The 22,993-nt window shown below is 36.6% G+C and carries 22 protein-coding genes; 14 read left to right on the top strand and 8 right to left on the bottom strand.

The window, feature by feature from the left end; translation table 11 throughout:
* The first annotated feature begins 91 nt into the window (after positions 1 to 91).
* Positions 92 to 613 (top strand): dihydrofolate reductase family protein, encoded by a 522-nt coding sequence (locus AAG068_RS03350; protein WP_342717975.1) that lies wholly within the window; start codon positions 92 to 94, stop codon positions 611 to 613.
* Between the two features lie 19 nt (positions 614 to 632).
* Here AAG068_RS03350 and AAG068_RS03355 read toward each other — a convergent pair whose 3' ends face one another.
* Together AAG068_RS03355 and AAG068_RS03360 are read right to left on the bottom strand one after the other, a co-directional pair.
* Positions 633 to 2,018 (bottom strand): sensor histidine kinase, encoded by a 1,386-nt coding sequence (locus AAG068_RS03355; protein WP_342717977.1) that lies wholly within the window; start codon positions 2,016 to 2,018, stop codon positions 633 to 635.
* 11 nt (positions 2,019 to 2,029) lie between these two features.
* Positions 2,030 to 2,707: a response regulator transcription factor gene (locus AAG068_RS03360; RefSeq protein WP_048525043.1), complete on the bottom strand. Its 678-nt coding sequence runs from the start codon at positions 2,705 to 2,707 to the stop codon at positions 2,030 to 2,032.
* 174 nt (positions 2,708 to 2,881) lie between these two features.
* Here AAG068_RS03360 and AAG068_RS03365 point away from each other — a divergent pair, with 174 nt between their 5' ends.
* From AAG068_RS03365 to AAG068_RS03380, 4 genes are all read left to right on the top strand, one after another.
* On the top strand, positions 2,882 to 4,129 hold the full coding sequence (locus tag AAG068_RS03365) for a cell wall-binding repeat-containing protein (RefSeq protein ID WP_342717980.1): 1,248 nt from the start codon (positions 2,882 to 2,884) through the stop codon (positions 4,127 to 4,129).
* Between the two features lie 156 nt (positions 4,130 to 4,285).
* Positions 4,286 to 5,737 (top strand): SulP family inorganic anion transporter, encoded by a 1,452-nt coding sequence (locus AAG068_RS03370; RefSeq protein WP_342717982.1) that lies wholly within the window; start codon positions 4,286 to 4,288, stop codon positions 5,735 to 5,737.
* A 65-nt stretch (positions 5,738 to 5,802) separates the two neighbouring features.
* Positions 5,803 to 6,225: a universal stress protein gene (locus AAG068_RS03375; RefSeq protein ID WP_342717984.1), complete on the top strand. Its 423-nt coding sequence runs from the start codon at positions 5,803 to 5,805 to the stop codon at positions 6,223 to 6,225.
* A gap of 194 nt (positions 6,226 to 6,419) precedes the next feature.
* Entirely contained in the window at positions 6,420 to 6,545 is a 126-nt protein-coding gene (locus AAG068_RS03380) for a DUF4027 family protein (protein WP_000738295.1), read from the top strand.
* 103 nt (positions 6,546 to 6,648) lie between these two features.
* Here AAG068_RS03380 and opp4A read toward each other — a convergent pair whose 3' ends face one another.
* From opp4A to glpT, 6 genes are all read right to left on the bottom strand, one after another.
* Entirely contained in the window at positions 6,649 to 8,430 is a 1,782-nt protein-coding gene (opp4A, locus tag AAG068_RS03385) for an oligopeptide ABC transporter substrate-binding protein (RefSeq protein WP_342717989.1), read from the bottom strand.
* A 14-nt stretch (positions 8,431 to 8,444) separates the two neighbouring features.
* Positions 8,445 to 9,350 carry an ABC transporter permease gene (locus AAG068_RS03390; protein WP_000880733.1) on the bottom strand — a complete coding sequence of 302 codons (906 nt, stop codon included), beginning with the start codon at positions 9,348 to 9,350 and terminating at the stop codon, positions 8,445 to 8,447.
* A gap of 18 nt (positions 9,351 to 9,368) precedes the next feature.
* Positions 9,369 to 10,337 carry an oligopeptide ABC transporter permease gene (opp4B, locus tag AAG068_RS03395; RefSeq protein ID WP_342717997.1) on the bottom strand — a complete coding sequence of 323 codons (969 nt, stop codon included), beginning with the start codon at positions 10,335 to 10,337 and terminating at the stop codon, positions 9,369 to 9,371.
* Between the two features lie 14 nt (positions 10,338 to 10,351).
* Positions 10,352 to 11,278 carry an ABC transporter ATP-binding protein gene (locus tag AAG068_RS03400; protein WP_342717999.1) on the bottom strand — a complete coding sequence of 309 codons (927 nt, stop codon included), beginning with the start codon at positions 11,276 to 11,278 and terminating at the stop codon, positions 10,352 to 10,354.
* Positions 11,265 to 12,284: an ABC transporter ATP-binding protein gene (locus AAG068_RS03405; protein ID WP_342718001.1), complete on the bottom strand. Its 1,020-nt coding sequence runs from the start codon at positions 12,282 to 12,284 to the stop codon at positions 11,265 to 11,267. The genes AAG068_RS03400 and AAG068_RS03405 overlap by 14 nt, the downstream gene beginning before the upstream one ends.
* A 284-nt stretch (positions 12,285 to 12,568) precedes the next feature.
* Complete coding sequence (gene glpT, locus AAG068_RS03410) at positions 12,569 to 13,918, bottom strand: glycerol-3-phosphate transporter (RefSeq protein ID WP_342718003.1); 1,350 nt, start codon at positions 13,916 to 13,918, stop codon at positions 12,569 to 12,571.
* Positions 13,919 to 14,190: 272 nt separating this feature from the next.
* On the opposite strand from glpT, the gene AAG068_RS03415 reads away from it, so the two are divergent.
* The 9 genes from AAG068_RS03415 (at position 14,191) to fsa (ending at position 22,759) form a co-directional block, all read left to right on the top strand.
* Positions 14,191 to 14,649: a MarR family winged helix-turn-helix transcriptional regulator gene (locus AAG068_RS03415; protein WP_342718005.1), complete on the top strand. Its 459-nt coding sequence runs from the start codon at positions 14,191 to 14,193 to the stop codon at positions 14,647 to 14,649.
* A gap of 19 nt (positions 14,650 to 14,668) precedes the next feature.
* Positions 14,669 to 16,282, top strand: a complete 1,614-nt coding sequence (locus AAG068_RS03420; protein WP_342718007.1) for an MDR family MFS transporter — start codon at positions 14,669 to 14,671, stop codon at positions 16,280 to 16,282.
* A 138-nt stretch (positions 16,283 to 16,420) separates the two neighbouring features.
* Entirely contained in the window at positions 16,421 to 17,392 is a 972-nt protein-coding gene (rbsR, locus tag AAG068_RS03425) for a ribose operon transcriptional repressor RbsR (protein WP_087953828.1), read from the top strand.
* A 13-nt stretch (positions 17,393 to 17,405) separates the two neighbouring features.
* Positions 17,406 to 18,302, top strand: a complete 897-nt coding sequence (gene rbsK, locus AAG068_RS03430; RefSeq protein WP_342718010.1) for a ribokinase — start codon at positions 17,406 to 17,408, stop codon at positions 18,300 to 18,302.
* On the top strand, positions 18,299 to 18,694 hold the full coding sequence (gene rbsD / locus AAG068_RS03435) for a D-ribose pyranase (protein ID WP_342718012.1): 396 nt from the start codon (positions 18,299 to 18,301) through the stop codon (positions 18,692 to 18,694). Before rbsK ends, rbsD begins: the two co-directional genes overlap by 4 nt.
* Positions 18,695 to 18,712: 18 nt before the next feature.
* Positions 18,713 to 20,197 (top strand): ribose ABC transporter ATP-binding protein RbsA, encoded by a 1,485-nt coding sequence (gene rbsA / locus AAG068_RS03440; protein WP_342718014.1) that lies wholly within the window; start codon positions 18,713 to 18,715, stop codon positions 20,195 to 20,197.
* Positions 20,198 to 20,199: 2 nt separating this feature from the next.
* The gene (locus AAG068_RS03445; RefSeq protein ID WP_001074633.1) at positions 20,200 to 21,135 is read left to right on the top strand and encodes an ABC transporter permease subunit; all 936 of its coding nucleotides are present in this window, start codon (positions 20,200 to 20,202) and stop codon (positions 21,133 to 21,135) included.
* Between the two features lie 14 nt (positions 21,136 to 21,149).
* Complete coding sequence (rbsB, locus tag AAG068_RS03450) at positions 21,150 to 22,076, top strand: ribose ABC transporter substrate-binding protein RbsB (protein ID WP_029437476.1); 927 nt, start codon at positions 21,150 to 21,152, stop codon at positions 22,074 to 22,076.
* A gap of 35 nt (positions 22,077 to 22,111) precedes the next feature.
* Positions 22,112 to 22,759, top strand: a complete 648-nt coding sequence (fsa, locus tag AAG068_RS03455; RefSeq protein ID WP_342718025.1) for a fructose-6-phosphate aldolase — start codon at positions 22,112 to 22,114, stop codon at positions 22,757 to 22,759.
* The last annotated feature ends 234 nt before the right edge of the window (positions 22,760 to 22,993 follow it).

A 22,993-nucleotide genomic window follows, 5' to 3' on the forward strand; every position in this document is an offset into this window, starting at 1 on the left:
CTTTTTAACATGACATAAAGTGTCATGTTTTATTGTTAGTATATTGTTTACATCATAATGTTATCAAGATGAAACACAAGGAGGAAAAGAGATGTCACGTGAAATTGTTTTATTTATTGCGGCGAGCTTAGATGGATATATTGCGAAAGAAAATGATGATTTAGAGTGGTTAATGGAAACGGAAGGAGAGGGAGATAACGGTTATACAGAAATGTATGAAACAATTGATACAATACTCATGGGAAAAAGAACGTACGATTATGTAGTAGAGCATATAGAACCATTCCCGTATTTAGATAAAAAATGTTATGTTTTTTCTAACTTACAAAAAGGTTCAAACGAACACGTGGAGTTTGTAAATGAAGATGTAGTGGAGTTTACAAAAAGGTTAAAAGCACAAGAAGGATCTAAAATATGGATGGTCGGTGGAGGAAGTCTACTAAGAGAATTCTTTAAGAATAATTTAATTGATGAATATGTTGTTACAATTACACCGCATATATTAGGTTCTGGAGTTCCGTTATTCCAAGATGAGAACCCGGAAATTAATTTAACTTTAACGGATACGAAACGTTTTGGGCAATTTGTAAATTTATATTATAAAGTAAAATGATAAAGCAACACGACTACCATCAGTAGTCGTGCTTTTGTATAGATGGCAATGAAATGATAAAGCAAGACCCGTGATCAACTTCGCTCGTTACAGTAATATTCCCGCCATGTAGTTCTACAATTTCTTTTACGATAGATAACCCTAAACCAGTTCCGCCTGTAGCTCGTGATCTTGCTTTATCAACTCGATAAAAACGGTCGAAAATGTGAGGGAGGTCTTCAGGCGGAATACCTTCGCCTTCATCTTCAATTGTAATGGAAATACGTTTATGTTCTTCTGTAACAGAAATGTTTATATGAGAATGTTCTTTTGAATGTCTATAAGCGTTATTTAAAATGTTTATTATCACTTGTTCAAATCGCTGTTCATCTAACTTTACTAGTAGTGTAGGAGGACAAGAGAAAGAAACTGTAATGTACCTTTCTTTATACATAGCGTTAACTTTTTCGGCTATGCGAGTAAGGAAGGTGTGTAAATGTACTTCCTTTACTTGAATAGAAAAGTTATGTTGTTCCATTTGTGCAAGTGAAAATAAATCTTGAACTAAGTTTGTAATGTAATCAGACTCATCTTTTATAATAGATAAATATCGCAAACGTTGCTCAGGGGATGTGGTTTCTTTTAAAGCAATGTCAGCGTAACCTCTTACGTATGTTAGTGGTGTTCGTAATTCGTGAGCAACACTTGCTAGAAATTCACTTCGCTCTGTTTTCATATAATGTAAATCATTAGCAAGCGTTTGAATAGATGAGGCTAGTTCACCAATTTCGTCATTTCGAGTAGTCGTTAATGAAACAGATAAATCGCCTTTACTCATTTTTTCAGTGGCATGTTTCATGTGTAACAATGGTTTTGTTAACAACCGTGATAAGAGAAAGATGGTGATGGCTGTTAATAGAAAAGTAATGACTCCGGCAATAATAAATTGTCTTGTTAGCCCGTTAACCATTTCCTCGATTGATTCCGTTCCGAGAAACATATATACATAGCCTTCCGTTTTCCCTGCCACTATAATAGGGCTAACTGTACATATATAATTAGATGTTTTCCAATGATTTTCTATAATTGCTCCGTCATGATCTGTCCGTGTTTGCATCTTTTCAATATGCTTTTTTATAGTAGTATTAATTTCATTAGATTTAGCTAGTACATCCTTATGTGCATTTGTAATAACGACAGTGGTTTCGGCTTCAGATTCCATTAGTGCAACATGGGAGATTGTTTGCTTATCAAAATACTTTTCAAGGACATCTCTGTGACTATTTCCGCGCTTTAATAAAGCTGTCATTTCTTCATTTACTCTATTGTTGACAAGGCTATAATAAAGCAAGACAAATAGAACACTTTCGATTAAAAGTGTAACAATTAAAAAATAAAATCCGAGTTGAATAGAAATTCGCTTCATCGTTTTGCTCCTTACTCTAGAGTATCAACCCATCGATACCCGACTCCATAAACCGTTTTTAAATGGTGATCAATAGGGAAATTTACTTTTCGTAATTTATCACGCAAATTACGAATATGTGAATCGACTGTTCGATCTTCTGTATTTGTATTTAATCCCCAAATTCGTTCAATGAGCTGATCGCGGCTTAATACGTAGTTCACATGACGTAAAAATAATCCGAGTAAAGAGAATTCGATTGGAGTGAGAAGAAGTTCTTCATTATCGACAGAGACGAAATGCTTTGCCTCATCCCATAAAATGCCGTGATATTGGATTTGCGCGTGTTGGTTCGTTCGCCTTAAAACAGCTTCAATTCTTGCGAAAAGCTCCTCTTCATGGAAAGGTTTCGTTACGTAATCATCCGCTCCGAGTTTTAAACCTTGGATGACATCTACTGTTTGATCACGAGCAGTTACCATAATGATAGGAACGTTACTAAATGATCGAATTCTTTTGCACGTTTCCCACCCATCCATCTTTGGCATCATAATATCGAGTAAAACAAATTTGAAGTTTCGATTTTCTATATGTGAAATAGCTTCTTCCCCGGACACTGCACATACGCAGTTATATCCGATTGGAGTAAGATAAAGTGTTAATAATTCAAGCATTCTCGGCTCATCATCTACGAGTAGTATATCGACCATAGAGTACCTCCGCATTTGTAGTTATTACTTAAATTGTAAGTCAAAATCATGAAGAAATGGTGCAGATTATCATGCATCTGCATAATTTCTTCAGAATTGCTTGTTATTGTAAAATTGAAATTCCATTTTAGGTAATAATATTGGCTCAAAAACGATTCATACGGAGGCGGTATAGTGAAAAAGATGACCCGAATCTTTGGGATAACAATAATTACAGCAGTTGGTCTTGCTGCATGTGGACAAACGAACACGGATCATAAAAATCATGAAACTAAAGAAGAGAAAAAAACAGAGCAAAAGGAAATGAAAATGAATCAGGAGGTAACTGCGCCGAAAGAAATGAACGAAAGTGCATCGAATGATTTATTAACGACAAGCTTAAAAAATGTAACGAGATTAAACACAAACGATCCTTTGCAAATGGCAGTATTAACTTCGCAAACGATATGGCCAGCAACGCATAAAGAGAATCGGCCAGGCGCTATTATTTTAGTACCAGTAAACGAGTGGCAATTAGGTACTGCGAGTGCAGATCTTATTCATCATCCGAATAACGGGCCAATTTTATTTATAGAAAAAGAAAAGGTACCCGAAATGACGTTAAAAGAAATAAAACGATTAAATCCGCTCGGAACGAAAGATGGAACACAAATTATGGTGATGGGGGATGTAGGTGCATCTATCCTTGAGCAATTAAAAGAATATAAAGTAAAGCAAATAAAAGAAACAGATCCAGCTACATTTGCAAAAGATGTGGATAAAGAGTATGCCGATATAACAGGAAGCTATCCAAATAGTGTTATTATCGGTTCGTCTGAAGAAGAAGGACGTTTATATACAACACCAGCTGTAAATTGGATCTCTCATATGCCAGAACCGCTTTTATATACAGAGAAAGAGAAGGTGCCAGAAGCGACGATAGAGGCATTAAAAATGAGAAAAGATAAAGCGAATATATATGTATTAGGACCAGAAAAAATCATTTCAAAAGCAGTAGAAAAAGAGTTAAGTAAATATGGGAAAGTAACGCGTATTAGTGGTGAGACTCCAACAGAAAATTCGGTTGCATTTGCGAAGTTTAAAGATGAGAAAACGAAATTTGGCTGGGGGTTCACAAAACCAGGCCACGGTTTATCATTTGTTTCAAGCAAAACACCAGACTTAGCAGTTGCAGGAGCACCATTTTCGCATATGGGTAAACACGCACCTGTCGTATTGTTAGAAGAAGGCAAAGCTTCACAACCAGTTTATGACTTCCTTGCTACTATTCAGCCGAAGTTTAAAGATGACCCAACACTTGGACCATATAATCACGGCTTCTTATTAGGAAGTACGAGTGATATTTCATTTGAAACGCAAGGTGTACTGGATGAGAGGTTAGAGATTGTGCAAGAAAGTGGTCAAGGGCACGGTGGACATTAATAAAAGGAGCAAAGGCGCTACCGAAGTAGCGTCTTTTTTTTAGGAAACTTTTACATAGCAAAAATCTCTCTACTCGTTATATAATAGCCTTCGTGCAGTCGGCTTAAATTTTCTTATGGAGAAAATCAAATGAGAAAAGAGTAGAGGAGTGGTATTTTGTTTCAAACGATAAAAAATGATTGGTTCTCCAACGTGAAAGGAGATGTGCTATCAGGAATTGTTGTTGCTTTAGCGTTAATTCCTGAAGCAATTGCTTTCTCAGTTATTGCAGGTGTGGATCCGACAGTTGGGTTATATGCAGCCTTTTGTATTGCAGTTACTATTTCATTTGTTGGTGGACGAACTGGAATGATTTCAGCGGCAACAGGTGCAATGGCATTGTTAATGGTGACGCTCGTTAAAGATCATGGTTTGCAATATTTATTTGCTACAACGATATTAACGGGTATTGTCCAAATTATTTTTGGCGTGTTCAAACTGAGCTCATTTATGAAGTTTGTTCCGAAATCTGTTATGAGTGGTTTTTTAAATTCACTTGGAATTTTAGTTTTTACAGCGCAATTGCCACATTTTAAAAATGCAACTTGGCAAATGTATGCACTTGTCGCATTAGGACTTGTAATTATATATGTATTTCCACGTATTACGACGGCTGTACCGTCTACACTTATTTCTATTATTATTGTGACAAGTATTGCAATTATGAGCGGATTACAGTTAAAAACAGTAGGGGATATGGGAAGCTTGCCGAAAGAATTACCGTTCTTTAGCATGCCTGATGTGCCTTTTACACTTGAGACATTAGGGATTATTTTACCGTACGCAGTTATGCTTGCAATTATCGGTTTACTAGAGTCTTTATTAACAGCTTCAGTTTTAGATGATATGACGCATACGGAAAGTAATAAACATAAAGAAGCACGTGGGCAAGGTATTGCAAACATTGTTACTGGTTTCTTCGGAGGAATGGCAGGATGTGCAATGATTGGACAATCTGTTATTAATATTAAATCAGGTGGACGAGGCCGTTTATCAACATTTGTAGCGGGTGGATTTTTAATCGTATTACTATTTGTTTTAGGTGACTATGTCGTTCATATTCCAATGGCAGCTTTAGTTGCAGTTATGATTATGGTTTCAATCGGAACATTTGATTGGAACTCTGTAACAACGATTCATAAAGTACCAAAAGGAAACGCATTTGTTATGATCGTAACAGTTGTGATTGTCTTAATTACACATAATTTAGCATTAGGTGTAATTATCGGAACAGTAATTAGTGCGGTTTTATTTGCATTCAATATGGCAAAGATTCACGTGAAACATTTATATATTGAAAATAAGAAAATATACGAAATTCATGGTCAACTTTTCTTTGCATCTACAGCAGACTTTATAAATCACTTTTCATTTGAGGAAGATGTAAAAGAAATTGAGTTGAATTTTACTCACGCACACGTATGGGATGATTCAGCGGTAGCAGCAATTGATAAAGTTATCATGAAGTATGAGCAAAATGGCGTGAAGGTAAGTATAGCGGGATTAAATGAAAGAAGCTCGAAGATTATTTCAAATTTAGCTACTTATAATAAAAGAATTGCGAGTTAGAAGCCTCCTTTTTAGGGGGCTTTATTATATAATACGAGTAGGATAACGAAAAGGGGATTCAGCATATGTACAAACAAATTATATTAGCATGTGACGGCTCTGAACATGTACTTCGAGCAGCGGAACATGCAACATATATTGCGAAATGTAGTGAAGAAACAAATGTTGAAGTTGTGTACGTAGTAGATAATAGAACAGCAAAATCAGATATTATACAAGGCCAAACAGATTTAGAAACAATATCGGCTAGCCGAAAAGATAAATTAAAAGAGATTGAAGGTTTATTAAAGAAAGAGAACATCCCTTATACAATTACGATATTACATGGTGATCCTGGAGATACAATCGTTCAATATGTAAATACAGGGGATATAGATCTTGTTATAGCTGGAAGTAGAGGATTAAATACACTGCAAGAGATGGTGCTTGGTAGTGTCAGTCATAAAATAGCGAAACGAGTGAAATGCCCGGTAATGATTATAAAGTGAAATAGAATGTAACTAAGACCTTAGGATAGCTGGGGTCTTTTTTTATGTATAAATGCCCCTTAATTGTGGGAATACTAGATATATAAGCTAAAAAGATGTTAACTTACAAATTTGTAAGTTTGTTGTCAGAAAAATCGATGTTATGAAAATTATTCCATTGGTAAAATAAAAGTATTGAAGGGGAGATAGGGAGGATGAAAAAGATGAAAGCATTTCAAAATTTATCATATAGCCAAGGTGTCGGTCTTATTTGTTTAGGGGGATTTGCTGCATCTGTTACGTTAGCTGTTGTAATAAAGATGATTCATCAAATCTTTTAATATTAGAGTCGGGAAGGAATTGGTTGTTATTAATAGTAAGAGAAGAATTATAAATAAAAAATAGCTCTTAGCAGTAAGTAAATGCTAAGAGCTATTTTTATGATTATTTTTCTACTTCTGGCTTCTCACTTGTTACAGTAACGTCTTTCCAATGTGAAGTAATTTGGTTCACTTCAGTGTTGACATTGAAACCTTTCACGCGCTTATTAACACCTGTTAAATCGAATGTGTAATGAATTGGAATCATCGGTGCCTCGTCATGAATTAATTTTTGCCATTTATCGTATACTTCTTTACGATATTTTTCATCAGTAGCTTTTTCTGATAATCCAGCGTCTAATAATTTAGTATTTTCATCATTTACCCAGCGCTGATAGTTAAATCCAGCATTTTTACCCCATAGACCAGAAAGGTCCGGATCAGAACCAGTGTTCCAAGCACCAGAGAAAATATCAACCTTTGGATCATCTTTTTTAATCATGTCACGCATAGCATTAAATTCATGTAATCGTCCGTCAACAAGTTCTACTTTTAAGCCGATATCTTTCCAAGATTGAATGTAGAATTTAGCCAGTGGTTCACTTGTTTCACTACCGTTACTAGCTAGGAAGTTAATTTTAAATTCATTACCTTTTGGATCCTCGCGGAATCCGTCACCATTTTTATCTTTATAGCCAGCTTCATCTAATAGTTTTTTCGCTTTATCTACATCTAAGTTATATGCGCCAACATTGTTATTATGGTACTTTGGCATAGATGGTGGAATTGGAGAGTTAGCTGGAACACGAAGTCCGTGATATACTTTTTCTCCTAATTTTTCTCTATCAATTGCATAAGCCATCGCTTGACGTAAACGAACGTCTTTGAACTTATCGTTATCCATTACAGCTTCATTCTTTGCTTTGTCCATATGTCCGAACTTAAATCCGATATAAGTGTAAGCAAGGTCAGTTTTACCAATTAGTTGTGTATTTTTTAATTTACTTACGTTCGGATATTGATCAGCAGTAATTGCTGCAATATCAATATCACCTTTTTTCAGAGATGCACTAACAATAGATGGGTTTACAACCTTTAACGTTACATTTTTTAGTTTAGGTTTGCCACCCCAATAATCATCGAAGCGCTCATACTCAACTGATTCACCAGGGACGATTTTCTTCACTTTAAATGGTCCGAATCCAATTGGATTTTGACGGATCTTATCAGATTCAGCCAGTTTTTCAATTGGTACATCACTTAAATATTTTTTAGGTGTAGGATATGTCCAAATACCAGTTTTTAGTGAAGGGTTTACTTCTTTATAAGTAATGGAAATTGTTTTTGGATCGACTACTTTAATACCAGAAATTTTGTCAGCTTTTCCAGAGTGATATTCTTCCATACCTTCAATCATTTGCATTTGTGTATCGTAACGAATACCTGTATATTTGCTATTCCCAATAATTAAGTAAGAATATTCTAAATCTTCAGCTGTTAAAGGGTTACCATCGTGCCATTTTACATTATCTTTAATCTTAATTGTAATTGTTTTTTTATCTTCAGAAATTGTATACGTTGCAGCACCGTCATTTGTAATTTCCCAGTTCTTATCTGTAGCTAATAATTGTTCATCAAAGAAATCCATAATTTCTGAATCTGGAGCAACTTCATATAGTACTCTACTTAAAACACCAGCAAAAGGTGAATTTGAAACGAGTCCATATGTTAATGATCCGTCTTTAATCTCTTTGCCATCATTTTTTACAGTAGCACTAAATTTATTTGTTTCTACTTTTTTCGTATTTGCTTTGTTGCTACCGCTATCAGCACCCCCACATGCAGATAGTAATAATGTTGAAGTAGCAAGTGTACTTAATACTTTGTACAGTTTTGGTTTGTTCATAACTTCTCCACCCCTTATCCTTTTCTTTGTCTCGCATCAGCCGCACGTTTTAACGCTTGACCAATAAAATTTATACAAAGCATCAACACTAAAATCATGATTGATGCGGGTAACCAAATCCACCATTTTTCTTGCAATACATCTGGATTTGTTGCGTAACTTACAAGTGTACCAAGACTCGGTGTGCTTTCTGGTAGACCGAATCCTAAGTAAGTCAAACTAGATTCAATCCCGATGTTACCAGCAAGATTTAATGTAATATTTACGATAATAATAGAACTTAAATTAGGTAATATTTGCTGGAAGATAATCTTCCAATTTGGTGTTCCTAACGTTTTGGATGCAGATACGTAATCAAGTTCTTTCTCAGTTAATACTTTAGAGCGTATAAGCCTTGCTTTTCCGACCCATAAGAAAGCGGTCATTATGAGAATAAATGTAGTAATATTGAAAGTTGGAACGAGTGAGATAAATACGATAACAATCATTAAGAATGGTAAAATCATCATAAAGTCGATAAAACGCATGATGATGTTATCGACAACTCCTCCAAAATAGCCAGCAATTAGTCCCATTGTAAGACCGATAAGAGTTGATAAAAGAGTGATGGCTAAACCAACTGTAAAGGAATTACGTGTACCAATAATTAATTGTCCGAAAATATCACGGCCACCATAATCAGTTCCTAGCCAATGTTCAGCTGAAGGAGGATCATAAATGGCGAACAGATCAACTCGAACGATATCTTCTTGTTTCATAATAAATGAAGTTGTATAAACGGCTATTAATATTAAAGCTAAAAAGAATAGGGAAAACATTGCTAGTTTATCTTTACGAAATTCGCGCCACATAATGGAGAAACCAGAAGGGCTCTTTTCGTAATGAATGACTTCAGTTTGTTTTTCAGGATTTGCTAACATAACGTTTCTTCACCTCCATTAATCAATACGAATACGTGGATCAACGATGCTTAGAATAATATCGGAAAGAAGAGTCCCGAGTAGCGTTGCGAATCCAGTAAATAATACAAGAGCAGTTACGACACTGAAATCACGTTGAGTGATAGATTGGAAAAATAGTTGTCCAATTCCTGGGTAGCCGAAAATATTTTCTAGAATAATAGAGCCACCAACTAAACCTGTAATTTCATATCCTAAAAATGCTGCAATTGGTAAAAATGAATTTCGTAAAATATGTCTGGAATATACTTTAGATTCTGGTACACCTTTTGCTTTTACTGTGCGTACAAAATCTTTATGTTTCGTATCAATAATTTCACTTCGTAAATATTGTACAGTTCCTACTGTGCCAATTAATGCCCCAGATAAAGCTGGTAAAATCATATGATTTAATTTACTTAAATAGTAATCAAATGATCCGGCTGCCACTTGTGGATCAACGCTACCACTGGTAGGGAAGATTGGGTATAAAAAGCCGAATAAGAATAACATTACTAATCCAAAAATAAATAGGGGTGTACCAAATCCTAAAAAGTTATAGAGTGTAATGAGTCGATCAGCCCACGTATCATTCCAACGTCCACTTATAACGCCAAGTGGAATGGCGATTAAATAAGTAAGAATAAGAATTAGAAGAGCTAACAGCACTGTATTACCAAGGCGTTCCCCAATAATATCTGTTACTTGTATTTTATGTGCGTAAGAAATACCGAAATCCCCTTGTACGGCATTTGAAATCCACCTTACATATTGTTTGGGAATAGGATCATTTAACCCAAGTTTCTCACGTTGTTCTTCAATTACTTTTGGATCGGCTTTTGGGTTTGCTAGTTCAGCGCCACTTAATGCATCACCTGGCATTGCTTTAGCAAGTGTAAAGACGAGTACACTTAATATGAATAATTGTGGTATCATAACTAAAATCCGGCGTAATATAAATTTCCACATGTTTTATCACTCCCTTATGGTAATGCCACCCGGTGAGTTGGCGAGATTGGTTTTAAATCGTAAGCACGTCCATTTTCATTGAAATAATTTTCATATGATTTTTCGTACTCAGCGCTTACTTCACGACGCAATTTACGCTGTTGTTCGCGGTTTTCTGGACGAATATCAGGAATAGCTGATATTAGGCGCTTCGTATAGATGTGCTGTGGATTGTTATAAATTTCAGCACTAGTTGCTTCTTCCACAATGCGTCCGCGATACATAACACCAATACGATCACACATATGGCGAATTACACCTAAATCATGACTGATAAATAAGTACGTTAGTCCGAGTTCAGATTGTAAATCTTGTAAGAAGTTTAAAACTTGGGCTTGTACAGAAACATCCAGTGCTGATACAGGTTCATCAGCGATAATAAGCTTTGGCTTTAATGTAAGAGCGCGTGCAATACCAATCCGCTGTCTTTGCCCACCGGAAAATTCATGTGGATATTTATAAATAGACTCCGGATTTAAGCCGACTTTATCAAGATAATCTTGAACAGCTCTACGTTCTTCGTCGGGTGAGAGTTTCTCAAAATTCCGAAGTGGTTCCGCGATAATATCCATAACACGTTTCTTTGGGTTTAAGGATGAATAAGGATCTTGGAAAATCATTTGAATATCTTTTCGTTGTTCTCTTAGTTCTGAGCGACTTAACTTTGTTAAATCTCTATTATTAAAATGAATACTACCGCCCGTCGCTTTCGTTAAGTGCATAATTGCTTTTCCAGTTGTTGATTTGCCGCTTCCAGATTCTCCAACGATGCCATATGTTTCGCCAGCTTGTAATTCGAAGCTTACGCCATCAACAGCACGAACGTAGTCTAATGTACGACCGAAAATACCGCCTTTAATTGGAAAATGTACTTTTAAATCTTCTACTTTAAGCAGTGCCATGAGTTACGTCATCTCCTTTCTTATCTTGGAAGTTAAAATGTTTGTAGCAAGTACAACGCACCCAATGGTTTGGTTTTACTTCATGTAAAATTGGATTTTCCTCGTGTTGATCAGGTCTAATCCATGGAATTCGTGCTTGGAAGCGACAACCTGTGCGAGGTAACTTAGCTAACGTCGGTACAACACCTTGAATAACATGCAATTTTTCTTTTTCAGCATATGCAGATGGGATTGAGTTTAATAGGGAACGAGTATATGGGTGAAGAGGGTTATTAAATATTTCTTCAACAGTCCCTGTTTCTACAATTTGTCCTGCATACATAACGATGATGCGATCAGCTGTTTCAGCAACAACACTTAAATCATGGGTAATTAAGATGATGCCCATTTTTGTTTGTTCTTGAATGGAACGTAATAAATCTAAAATTTGCGCTTGAATTGTTACATCTAGAGCAGTTGTCGGCTCATCTGCAATGATGAGTCCAGGCTTGCAAGCAATTGCAATTGCGATAACAATTCTTTGCCTCATTCCGCCAGATAATTCGTGAGGGTATTGTTTATATGTAAGTTCTGGTTTTGGAATACCAACTTGATGAAGTAGTTCTAAGGTGCGTTCTTTCTTTTCTAATTTCGAAAGATTTGTGTGGTAGTCTAAGTTTTCTTCTATTTGTTTTCCAACTGTCATAAGAGGATCTAAAGCTGTAAGAGGTTCTTGGAAAATCATTCCGATATTTGAACCGCGTACTTTGTTTATTTCAGCGGTTGACATGCTGAGTAAGTCCTTATCTCTATAGTAAAGCTGCCCTTGTAATTTTGTATTTGCTTCATTATGCAGTCGCATAATGGAAAGGGCAAGTGCACTTTTTCCGCAACCTGATTCACCGACTATCGCGACAATTTCATTTTCATGGACAGTTAACGAAACATCATCAACTGCTGCATGATATTGATCTTGTATGCGAAAGGAAGTCTGTAAGTTTTCAATGCGAAGAAGTGGATTCTTCATGGCTATCCCTCCATCTTTTCTGAAAAGACTAAATATTTTGTATGTTGTTGTTATTTTAATATAAATTGACAATGTTTGACAAGCATAAGTTGAGAAAATATTCAAAAATCTTTTTATATAAAAATTGAATACAGTTGTAGTAGTAGTTGAAGTGTTTTGGAAACGCTAACATATATGTAGGAGGGAAATAAATCTTTTGTAAGAAAAAAGTATTATATGTAGAAAAAAGAGAGGTGTTCTGGAAAGAACAGTCTCTCTTTTTTTGATAAGAATAATATTAGTACTTAAGCTTGTTTTTGTTTTGTAGATCCTGTCTTTAAAGTAAGAGCAAGGAAGAACATTGCAAGTACACAAGATGCAAGTAATAAGATGAATCCGCCATCCCATCCGAATGCATCTACGATAAAGCCCATAGCGGCACTAGCGAAAGCAGCTCCGCCTAAGTAACCGAAGAAGCCAGTTAATCCAGCTGCAGTTCCAGCCGCTTTCTTTGGCGCTAAGTCAAGTGCATGTAGACCAATTAACATAACAGGTCCGTAAATTAAAAATCCAATTGCGACAAGTGCGATACTATCAATCATTGGATTACCAGGAGGGTTTAGCCAGTAAACAAGTACGGCGATAAATACACCAACCATAAATAAAATACCAGCAGGTGCGCGGCGTCCTTTAAACAATTTATCACTCATCCAGCCACAAAGAAGTGTACCTGGAATACCAGCCCATTCATATAGAGCATAAGCTGTACGTGAGCTACTATGAGTAAAGCTTTTTTCTTCTACTAAATAAGTAGGAGCCCAGTCTACAACACCGTAACGTACGAAATATACGAAAACGTTCGCAATAGCGATGTACCATAAAAATTTATTGTTTAGTACGTATTTAAATAAAATTTCTTTTACTGAAAGTTCGCGTTCGCGATCTTGTACTTTCTCATCTGGTGGATATTCTCCAGTATGTTCTTCAATAGAAGGTAATCCGCAAGATTGAGGTGTATCTTTCATCGTAATTAACACATAAATACCAACTAAAATTGAAAGAATACCTGGGAAGTAAAAAATACTATGCCAGTCATTTGCAAAGAAATATAGGCCTAATGTTACAAGAGAAGGCATAAGTGCGCCGCCGACATTATGAGCGACGTTCCAAATAGACATTTTTGTACCACGTTCACTAATTGAGAACCAGTGAACCATTGTACGCCCACAAGGAGGCCATCCCATACCTTGTACCCATCCGTTTAAAAACTGAAGTACAAACATAAGTATAATGCTCGTTGTAATGAAAGAAAATGAGCCGAAAATAATATTAATGATACCTGATAAAAATAGCCCAGCTGCTAAAAAGTAGCGAGGATTACAACGATCGGATACGATACCCATAAGAAATTTACTTAATCCGTAAGCGATAGAAACTGCTGAAAGGATAACCCCAAGTTCCCCTTTACTAAATCCTTGTTCGATCAAGTATGGCATTGCAAGTGAAAAGTTTTTTCGAACAAAGTAATAACCCGCATAACCGATGAAGATACCTAAGAATACTTGTAAACGTAATTTACGGTATTCGCTATCAACGCGATCAGCTGGTAAGCGTTCCGCGTGGGGCGCAGGTTTAAAGAATTGTGTAAAAAACATAAAATGAAAATCCTCCCCTAATTAATTCGAAGTGTTGTAAGGCAGAGAGAATATAAAAAGGCCATGAAATATAAAAAAGTTTCCTTTTTTATGATTCATAGCCGTGTACTCCGATTCTCCGTGACTGTCAATATTAACTTCGTCGAAAATTATACAACTTTGTGACAAAATTGTAAACGTTTTTATAAATAAAAAGTGTTGACGGATTTTGTTCGCGGGATTAATATTTAAATACATTAAATATTTTATTGTTTAAATAAGAGGTGGATAACATGCCAAATGATATGACGCATATCGATAAAATTCAAGCTCTTGCTTTTTCGATTGGAAAGAAAATGCAGACGGAGTTATTAGAACAAATGCAAGCAACAGGACTTACACCACCACAGTTTTATATTTTAAAGATTTTAGATCATTATGGAGCTTCAAGAGCGACAAAATTAGCAAAAAAGATGTATGTAAAGCCTAGTGCAATTACAGTGATGATTGATCGCTTAATTGACCAAGAGCTTGTCGAGCGCTATCACGATAAAGATGACCGTCGTGTTGTCGTCATTGAGTTAACAAAAAAGGGTAAAGCTAGGGTAGAAGAGGCAATGACTGCTCGTAATGAGCACCTTGCAAAATATTTCTCACATTTAGAATTACAAGAAAGAGAAGATTTATTACGCCTCTTTGAGAAGCTAGAAACAATTATTTGCGGGACACAAGAGAAAAAAGAGAATAACTAAGAGGAATTGAGGAGATTACATGGAGCAACAAGAAAACATAAATAGAAAGTTGCTGTTAGTTGGTTTAATAATCGCGATGCTATTTGCTGCATTAGATGGAACAATCGTTGGTACAGCAATGCCGCGTATCGTTGGTGAATTAGGCGGATTAAGCTTAATGACGTGGTTAACAACAGCTTATATGTTAACATCAACAACAGTTGTACCAATTGCAGGTAAATTAGCGGATTTACTTGGCCGTCGTAACGTATATATAACAGGGCTAGTTATCTTTATGGTTGGCTCGGCGTTATGTGGTATGGCAAATGGTATGACAGAATTAATTATTTTCCGTGGTATTCAAGGTCTTGGTGGCGGTATTATGATGCCAATGGCTATGATTATTATCGGAGATATGTTCACGGGAAAAGAACGTGCAAAATGGCAAGGTATTTTTGGTGCGTTATACGGTCTTGCTTCTGTAATTGGACCACAAGTTGGTGGTTGGATTGTAGATGCAGTGAACTGGAGATGGGTATTCTACATTAACTTACCAGTTGGTATTTTAGCAACAATCTTTATTGCAATGGGATTAAAATCACATAAACAAACAGGACCAATTAAAATTGATATCGCTGGAATTTTCACGATGATTCTCGGTGTTGTCAGTTTATTACTTGCCTTAACATTTGGCGGAAAAGATTATCCATGGGATTCATGGCAAATTATCGGGTTATTTGCATTAGCTTTAATTGGTATCGTTAGCTTTGTTATCGTTGAAACGAAAGCAGAAGAACCGATCTTACCGATGCATTTCTTTAAAAATCGTACATTTACATTATTAAATGCGATTGGATTCTTTATGAGTATTGGAATGTTCGGTGCGATTATGTTCGTACCATTCTTTATGCAAGGAATTGTAGGAGTAAGTGCTGCTGAATCAGGAACAATTATGACGCCGATGATGATTACAATGATTGTGATGAGTATTATCGGTGGGCAACTTGTATTAAAAGTTGGTGTAAAACCACAAATTATTACAGGAATGCTTATAATGGCTGGGGGATTCTGGTTATTAACAACGATGGATATGCACACAACTAAATTAACTGCAACGTCTTATATGATGGTTATCGGTTTAGGCATGGGTCTTGTAATGCCAACGTTAACATTAGCGTTACAAGAAAGCTTCCCGAAAAAAGACCTTGGTGTCGTAACATCATCAAGTCAGTTCTTCCGTCAAATTGGTGGAACATTTGGTATTACAATTTTAGGATCAATTATGAATAACACTTCAGGTACAACATTAACAAAGAATTTAGTACCTGTATTAGATACGTTCCCGAAAGAAGCGGGACAAATGGTAACGAAATTTAAAGATATGATTCATACAGATCCACAAGGTTTATATTCGATGCTATTTAGTCCAGAGGCATTAAAACAAATGCCAGAAGCGTTTGCTAACAGCATTGTACCAATTTTGAAAAACTCTTTAGTAGACTCACTTCATACTGTATTCTTAACAGGATTAGTATTTATCGTAGTAGGCGCTATCTTTACGATTTTCTTACAGAAGATTAAACTGTCAGATCGTAAAAAAGACGCTGAAGAGCCAGCTACAGAGGAAAAAGAACAAACTGTATCCTATTCGTAATGAAAAAGCATCGCCTTATGGCGGTGCTTTTTTTGAGTATAACCTTAAAAGCTTTTTCGTGAGAAATGATTGACGTATTTCTAGAAATAAGTTATATTATTTTCTGTAAACGGTTACATGGAATGGAGAGGGAAAAGAATGAGTACGATTAAAGACGTTGCGAAATTAGCGGGAGTATCTGTTGCGACCGTTTCCAGGGTGTTAAATAAAAATGGATATGTTCATGAAGATACATTAAAGAAAGTAGAACGAGCGATTGAGATGCTAGATTATAAACCTAGTACAGTAGCACGTTCACTATATAATAAGAAATCTCGTTTAATTGGCTTAGTTGTTCCAAATATCGTGAATCCATTCTTTCCAGAAGTTGCACGTGCCGTAGAAGATGTAGCTCATAAGCAGGGATATACAGTTGTACTTTGTAACTCTGATGAAAATTTAGAGAAAGAAAAGCAATATATTGATGTACTTAGGCAAAATAATGTGGACGGATTTATTGTAGCAACAAATCCAAAAAATAGTGTTAATTACATGAATCTGTCAGTACCAGTCGTTGCGATTGATCGTATGTTTAATGAGCGTATACCTGCTGTGTATGCAGATAACTATGCGGGAAGTCAGGCAGCGACAAAGTTATTAATAGATAAGGGCTGTAAACATATTGCGCATATTCGTGGACCGCGTGACGTAAGCACAGCTAATGAACGTTTTGAAGGCTTTGTAGACGTTATTACACAAAATAATCTTTCTTATATGATTGCAGAGAGTACATTTGATCCAGCTAATAGTGAGCGTGTAGCGGTAGAACTATTAGAAGAATACCCACATATTGATGGTATTGTTGCTGGGAATGATTTAATTGCAATAGGTATCGTAAAGGCTGCGCTTCAAAAGGGGATTTCTATTCCGGATGATTTACAAATTATCGGATTCGATGGAATTTCTTTAACAGAAATGATGTATCCATCTATTACAACTGTTGCACAGCCAATTTATGAAATGGGGAAAATTGCAACAGAACTGCTGTTAGAGCAGATGGAAGGAAATGTATTAGAAGAGAAACACTATCGTTTACCGATTGAAATTATAGAACGAAATACAACGAAGTAAGGAGATGAAACAGATGCCAAATATTGCAGTAGTAGGTAGTATTTCAATGGACTTAGTGGCCGTTTCAAAAAAACGCCCGAAAGCAGGGGAAACAGTAATTGGTGAAGCATTTCATACAATTCCAGGAGGGAAAGGAGCCAACCAAGCGGTTGCTGCAGCTAGATTAGGTGCAAATGTAGCGATGGTTGGAGCGGTAGGAAACGATAATTATGGAACTGTAGTTAGGAAAAATTTAGAGAACGAGCACGTTTTTATCAACTATGTGGTACCGGTTACAGATGCAGCGACAGGAATTGCTCATATCGTTTTAGCAGAAGAGGATAACAGTATTGTTGTTGTGCAAGGAGCGAATGCTCTTGTAAATGAGTCGGTTGTAAATCGTTCAAAAGATCTTCTTATAAAAGCAGATATGGTTGTTCTTCAACTAGAGATTCCACTTGAAACAGTAAAATATGTATTGGCTATTTGTGAGGAATACAAAATCCCGGTTATGTTAAACCCAGCACCAGCACAAGTGTTATCAGAAGATATTTTAGAAAAGGCAACTTATATTACGCCAAATGAACATGAGTGTCGCATCGTATTAGATGATTTCACATCACCAATTGAAGAGTTACTGGCTAAATATCCAAACAAACTATTGATGACAGAAGGTTCTAACGGTGTACGTTTCCATAATGGTACGGAGATTGTACATGTTCCTAGCATTGCTGTTGATGTAGTAGATACGACTGGAGCTGGTGATACATTTAATGGTGCATTAGCAGTTGCTCTTTCTGAAGGAGAAACACTTCAAAAAGCAATTCGTTTTGCGAATATTGCTGGTGGTCTTTCTGTAACGAAGCTTGGGGCGCAAGGCGGTATGCCAACGAGAGATAGAGTACGTGAAGTGCAGGTGATTGTCGGATGAAAAAGCACGGTGTATTAAACAGTGAGATTGCAGCAGTCCTTGCTTCACTTGGGCATACGGATACGATTGTAATCGCTGATTGCGGTTTACCAATTCCTGACGGAGTAAAAAGAATTGATTTAGCTGTTGAAATTGGAAAACCTAGCTTTTTAGGTGTATTGCAAGTGGTAGCTGATGATATGGCAATTGAAAAGGTGACGTTAGCAGAAGAAGTTATTAACAATAATGTGGAAGTAAATAAAGAGATTGGGCTGAAATTAATAGAGCCAGCGTTTGAATATGTAGCTCATGAACAATTTAAAGAGCATACGAAGAAAGCGAAAGCCATTATTCGTACAGGAGAGGCTACTCCTTATGCCAATGTAATTTTACATGCAGGCGTGATTTTCTAATAAAGGGAAGTGATGAGAATGCGTATTGAAATGAAAAGTATTTCAAAGGCGTTCAATGGCAATCCTGTTTTGAAGAATGCACAATTTATGATTGAAACAGGAGAAGTCCATGCATTGATGGGGGAAAATGGAGCGGGTAAATCAACGCTCATGAAGATTTTAACAGGTGTATACAAAAGAGATAGTGGAACAATCACGATTGATGGGCAAGAGCGCACCTTTAAAAATGCGAAAGAAGCTGAAGAGTACGGTATTGCATTTATACATCAAGAATTGAACATATTATCGAATTTAACGGTAGCTGAAAATATGTTTCTCGGTAAAGAGTTAATGTATGGAAAGACAGGTATTTTACGTACGCGTCAAATGAACGCGATTGCGCAGCAGCAACTAGCGGAGTTAGGATTACATGTAAAAGGTGCTATGTTGGCAGGAGATTTATCGGTTGGACAACAACAAATTATCGAAATCGCGAAAGCCCTAATGACAAACGCGAGTGTTATTATTATGGATGAACCTACAGCTGCATTAACAGATCGTGAAATTGAAACGTTGTTTACTGTCATTAATAAATTACGTAAAGAAGGCGTTTCGTTCGTATATATATCACACCGAATGGAAGAAATTTTTTCAATATGTGATACCATTACGATTTTACGTGATGGGGAATACGTCGGAAAGAGATCCATTCCGGAAACATCATTTGATGAAGTAGTGAGTATGATGGTGGGGCGCAGCATTGGTGAACGTTATCCAGAACGAAATAGTCAAATTGGCGATGTTATTTTTGAAATGCGTAATGGAACGAAAAAAGGGAAGTTTGAAAATGTTTCGTTTCAAGTTAGAAAAGGTGAAATCCTTGGTGTTGCTGGTTTGATGGGAGCTGGCCGTACAGATATTATGAAAGCGATATTTGGATACGAACCTTTAGATTCTGGCCAAATTTTTATAAATGGACAAGAAGTAAAGATTGATAGTCCGATAGATGCGATTAGACAAAGAATAGCCTTCATTACAGAGGATAGAAAATCTGAAGGATTAGTGTTAGATTTCTCAATTCGAGAAAATTTAGCTTTACCGAATTTAGAAAGTCTTTCAAAGGGAAGTGTCTTAAGTAATGAACTAGAACAACAGTTTACGGCGGACATGATGAAACTTCTTAATGTGAAAGCATCCAGTGGAGAGCAAGCGGTGAAATCTCTTTCTGGTGGAAATCAGCAAAAAGTTGTTATTGCAAAATGGCTAGGTATCCACCCGCAGTTACTCATTTTAGATGAGCCAACAAGGGGTGTTGATGTTGGAGCGAAAAAAGAAATTTACTCTATTATGAATAAGCTTACCGAGCAAGGAGATGCCGTTATTATGGTATCATCTGAGCTTCCAGAAGTTTTAGGGATGAGTGATCGTGTTCTTGTTATTCATGAAGGAAAAATCGGCGGCATTTTAGAGAAAGATGAGGCATCACAAGAGTCTATTATGGCACTAGCTACAGGGGGAGAGTAAGGATGGCTAAGAAGGGGAATGTATTACAACAACTTGGGTCTTTAATTGGACTAGCGCTAATTATTGTAGTAATTACGGCTTTAAATCCAGCGTTTATTGAAATTCCAAATTTATTTAATATACTGCGTCAAGTATCGATTAATGCGCTTATTGCATTCGGAATGACCTTTGTAATTTTAACAGGGGGTATTGACTTATCGGTAGGTTCTATTTTAGCATTATCAAGTGCACTTGTTGCTGGAATGATGGCAAGTGGCATGGACCCGTTCCTTGCGATGGCAGTTGGATTATTAGCTGGTCTTGTAATGGGAATTGTAAACGGTATCATCATAGCGAAGGGAAAAGTAGCTCCATTTATTGCGACGTTAGCAACAATGACTATTTTTCGCGGGTTGACGCTTGTTTATATGGACGGACGTCCGATCACTGGCCTTGGTGATCATTTAATGTTCCAAATGTTTGGTCGCGGTTATTTTCTCGGTATTCCGGTACCAGCTGTTACAATGATGATCGCTTTTGCAGTACTGTACTTCATTTTGAAGAAAACGACATTTGGTCGCCGTACATTTGCGATTGGTGGAAATGAAGAAGCAGCAGCACTATCAGGTATTAATGTTACGAGAATTAAAGTAATGATTTACGGTCTTTCCGGAATTTTGGCAGCGCTTGCAGGTATTGTCTTAACATCACGACTAGATTCTGCACAGCCGACTGCAGGTACTTCTTACGAATTAGATGCAATTGCAGCAGTTGTATTAGGTGGAACAAGTCTTTCTGGAGGAAGAGGCTGGATCGTTGGTACATTCATCGGTGTACTTATTATCGGTGTACTAAATAACGGTTTAAATTTATTAGGTGTATCTTCTTTCTTCCAACAAGTTGTAAAAGGACTTGTAATCTTACTAGCTGTATTAATTGATCGTCGAAAAGAAGCGTAATGGAGGGATAGTTCATGAAGAAATGGTTACTTATACTCGTTGCATGTATTATGGTCATTACTGCTGGTTGTTCAATGGAACCACCGGAATGGGCAAAGGATTCTAGCGATAAAGGTCGAAATAAAACTATTAAAGTTGGATTCTCTGTTTCAACTTTAAACAATCCATTTTTTGTGACTTTGAAAAAAGGGGCAGAAAAGAAAGCGAAAGAGAGCGGCATTGAATTGATTGCTGTTGATGCTCAAAATGATGCAGCAAAGCAAACAAATGATGTTGAAGATTTAATTCAAAAAGGTGTCGATGTAGTTGTTATTAATCCGACCGATTCAGATGCTGTTGCTTCAGCAGTAAGTGCGGCAAATGCAGCGAACGTTCCTGTTATTACAGTAGACCGCGTTGCGAATTCAGGTAAGGTTGTTTCTCACATTGCATCTAATAACATCGAAGGTGGTCAAATGGCTAGTGATTACATTCGTGAATTAGTCGGCGAAGGAGCAAACGTTGCTGAGTTAGAAGGAATCCCTGGATCCTCTGCTGCTCGTGAACGTGGGAAAGGATTCCATAACGTAGCCGATAAGTCTTTAAAAGTAGTTGCTAAACAAGCGGCTGATTTTGATAGAGCGAAAGGATTATCTGTTATGGAAAACATTTTGCAAGCAAATGGTGATATTAAAGCGGTGTTTGCCCATAACGACGAGATGGCATTAGGTGCACTTGAAGCATTGAAGTCTGCTGGAAAAACAGATGTAGTCGTTGTTGGATTTGATGCAACTGAAGATGCTGTGAAAGCGGTTAACGATGGGCGCATGGCTGCAACTGTTGCTCAAAAACCGGAATTAATCGGAGAGAAGGCGATGCAAACAGCAAAAGAGATCACGCAAGGTAAAAAAGTGGACAAATCTATTCCGATTGAATTAGAGCTTATTAAGAAAAATAAATAAATATAAAAATGAAAATTAGGAAGGAAGAATAACAAATGAAATTCTTTATTGATACAGCAAACATTAACGAAATTAAAGAGGCAAATGCATTAGGCGTATTAGCTGGAGTAACGACAAATCCATCACTTGTAGCAAAAGAAGGCGTAGATTTCCACGAGCGCATTCGTGAAATTTGCAACGTTGTAGAAGGACCTGTAAGTGCAGAAGTAATTAGCTTAGAAGCAGATAAAATGATCGAAGAAGGAAAAGAGTTAGCGAAAATTGCTTCAAACGTTGTTGTAAAAGTTCCAATGACAACAGAAGGTTTAAAAGCAGTAAAAGCGTTCTCTGACTTAGGAATTCGTACAAACGTTACATTAGTGTTCTCAGCAGTTCAAGCATTACTTGCAGCTCGTGCTGGTGCAACATACGTTTCACCATTCTTAGGTCGCTTAGATGATATCGGTCATAACGGTATGGACTTAATTCGCCAAATCGCAGAAATCTTTGCAATTCATGGCATCGAAACAGAAATCATCGCAGCATCTGTACGTCACAGTGTTCACGTAACTGACGCAGCATTAAATGGTGCACATATTGCAACAATCCCAGCAAACGTAATTGCTTCATTAGTGAAGCATCCATTAACAGATCAAGGAATTGAGAAATTCTTAGCTGATTGGGAAAAAACACAAGAGAAATAATAGAAATCAAGAATCCTAGTTTAATTGACTAGGATTCTTTTTTATTTAAAAGAATTTTCATGCAATTTTGCATATTGTCTTTTAAATTTGTTATATAAACTATTTAATATATACAAATCACTCTTTATTTTTCATATTTTGATATAAGAAGATAGAGGGTCTGACCAGAAAACTGGAGGGCATGATTCTATAACAGAAAGCTTAACGTTTATAGAATTATGCCTTTTTGTCCCG

The organism is Bacillus paramycoides, from assembly GCF_038971285.1.
Taxonomy (GTDB): Bacteria; Bacillota; Bacilli; order Bacillales; family Bacillaceae_G; genus Bacillus_A.

Excerpts from the sequence above, each read along its gene's own strand:
- rbsD (WP_342718012.1), top strand. The coding sequence starts at position 18,299 with ATGAAAAAGCACGGTGTATTAAACAGTGAGATTGCAGCAGTCCTTGCT.
- AAG068_RS03380 (WP_000738295.1), top strand. The coding sequence starts at position 6,420 with ATGAAAAAGATGAAAGCATTTCAAAATTTATCATATAGCCAAGGTGTC.
- AAG068_RS03415 (WP_342718005.1), top strand. The coding sequence starts at position 14,191 with ATGCCAAATGATATGACGCATATCGATAAAATTCAAGCTCTTGCTTTT.
- fsa (WP_342718025.1), top strand. The coding sequence starts at position 22,112 with ATGAAATTCTTTATTGATACAGCAAACATTAACGAAATTAAAGAGGCA.
- AAG068_RS03390 (WP_000880733.1), bottom strand. The coding sequence starts at position 9,350 with ATGTTAGCAAATCCTGAAAAACAAACTGAAGTCATTCATTACGAAAAG.
- rbsK (WP_342718010.1), top strand. The coding sequence starts at position 17,406 with ATGCCAAATATTGCAGTAGTAGGTAGTATTTCAATGGACTTAGTGGCC.
- opp4B (WP_342717997.1), bottom strand. The coding sequence starts at position 10,337 with ATGTGGAAATTTATATTACGCCGGATTTTAGTTATGATACCACAATTA.
- AAG068_RS03445 (WP_001074633.1), top strand. The coding sequence starts at position 20,200 with ATGGCTAAGAAGGGGAATGTATTACAACAACTTGGGTCTTTAATTGGA.
- rbsB (WP_029437476.1), top strand. The coding sequence starts at position 21,150 with ATGAAGAAATGGTTACTTATACTCGTTGCATGTATTATGGTCATTACT.
- AAG068_RS03360 (WP_048525043.1), bottom strand. The coding sequence starts at position 2,707 with ATGGTCGATATACTACTCGTAGATGATGAGCCGAGAATGCTTGAATTA.
- glpT (WP_342718003.1), bottom strand. The coding sequence starts at position 13,918 with ATGTTTTTTACACAATTCTTTAAACCTGCGCCCCACGCGGAACGCTTA.
- AAG068_RS03355 (WP_342717977.1), bottom strand. The coding sequence starts at position 2,018 with ATGAAGCGAATTTCTATTCAACTCGGATTTTATTTTTTAATTGTTACA.
- AAG068_RS03405 (WP_342718001.1), bottom strand. The coding sequence starts at position 12,284 with ATGAAGAATCCACTTCTTCGCATTGAAAACTTACAGACTTCCTTTCGC.
- AAG068_RS03375 (WP_342717984.1), top strand. The coding sequence starts at position 5,803 with ATGTACAAACAAATTATATTAGCATGTGACGGCTCTGAACATGTACTT.
- AAG068_RS03420 (WP_342718007.1), top strand. The coding sequence starts at position 14,669 with ATGGAGCAACAAGAAAACATAAATAGAAAGTTGCTGTTAGTTGGTTTA.
- AAG068_RS03350 (WP_342717975.1), top strand. The coding sequence starts at position 92 with ATGTCACGTGAAATTGTTTTATTTATTGCGGCGAGCTTAGATGGATAT.
- opp4A (WP_342717989.1), bottom strand. The coding sequence starts at position 8,430 with ATGAACAAACCAAAACTGTACAAAGTATTAAGTACACTTGCTACTTCA.
- AAG068_RS03400 (WP_342717999.1), bottom strand. The coding sequence starts at position 11,278 with ATGGCACTGCTTAAAGTAGAAGATTTAAAAGTACATTTTCCAATTAAA.
- rbsA (WP_342718014.1), top strand. The coding sequence starts at position 18,713 with ATGCGTATTGAAATGAAAAGTATTTCAAAGGCGTTCAATGGCAATCCT.
- rbsR (WP_087953828.1), top strand. The coding sequence starts at position 16,421 with ATGAGTACGATTAAAGACGTTGCGAAATTAGCGGGAGTATCTGTTGCG.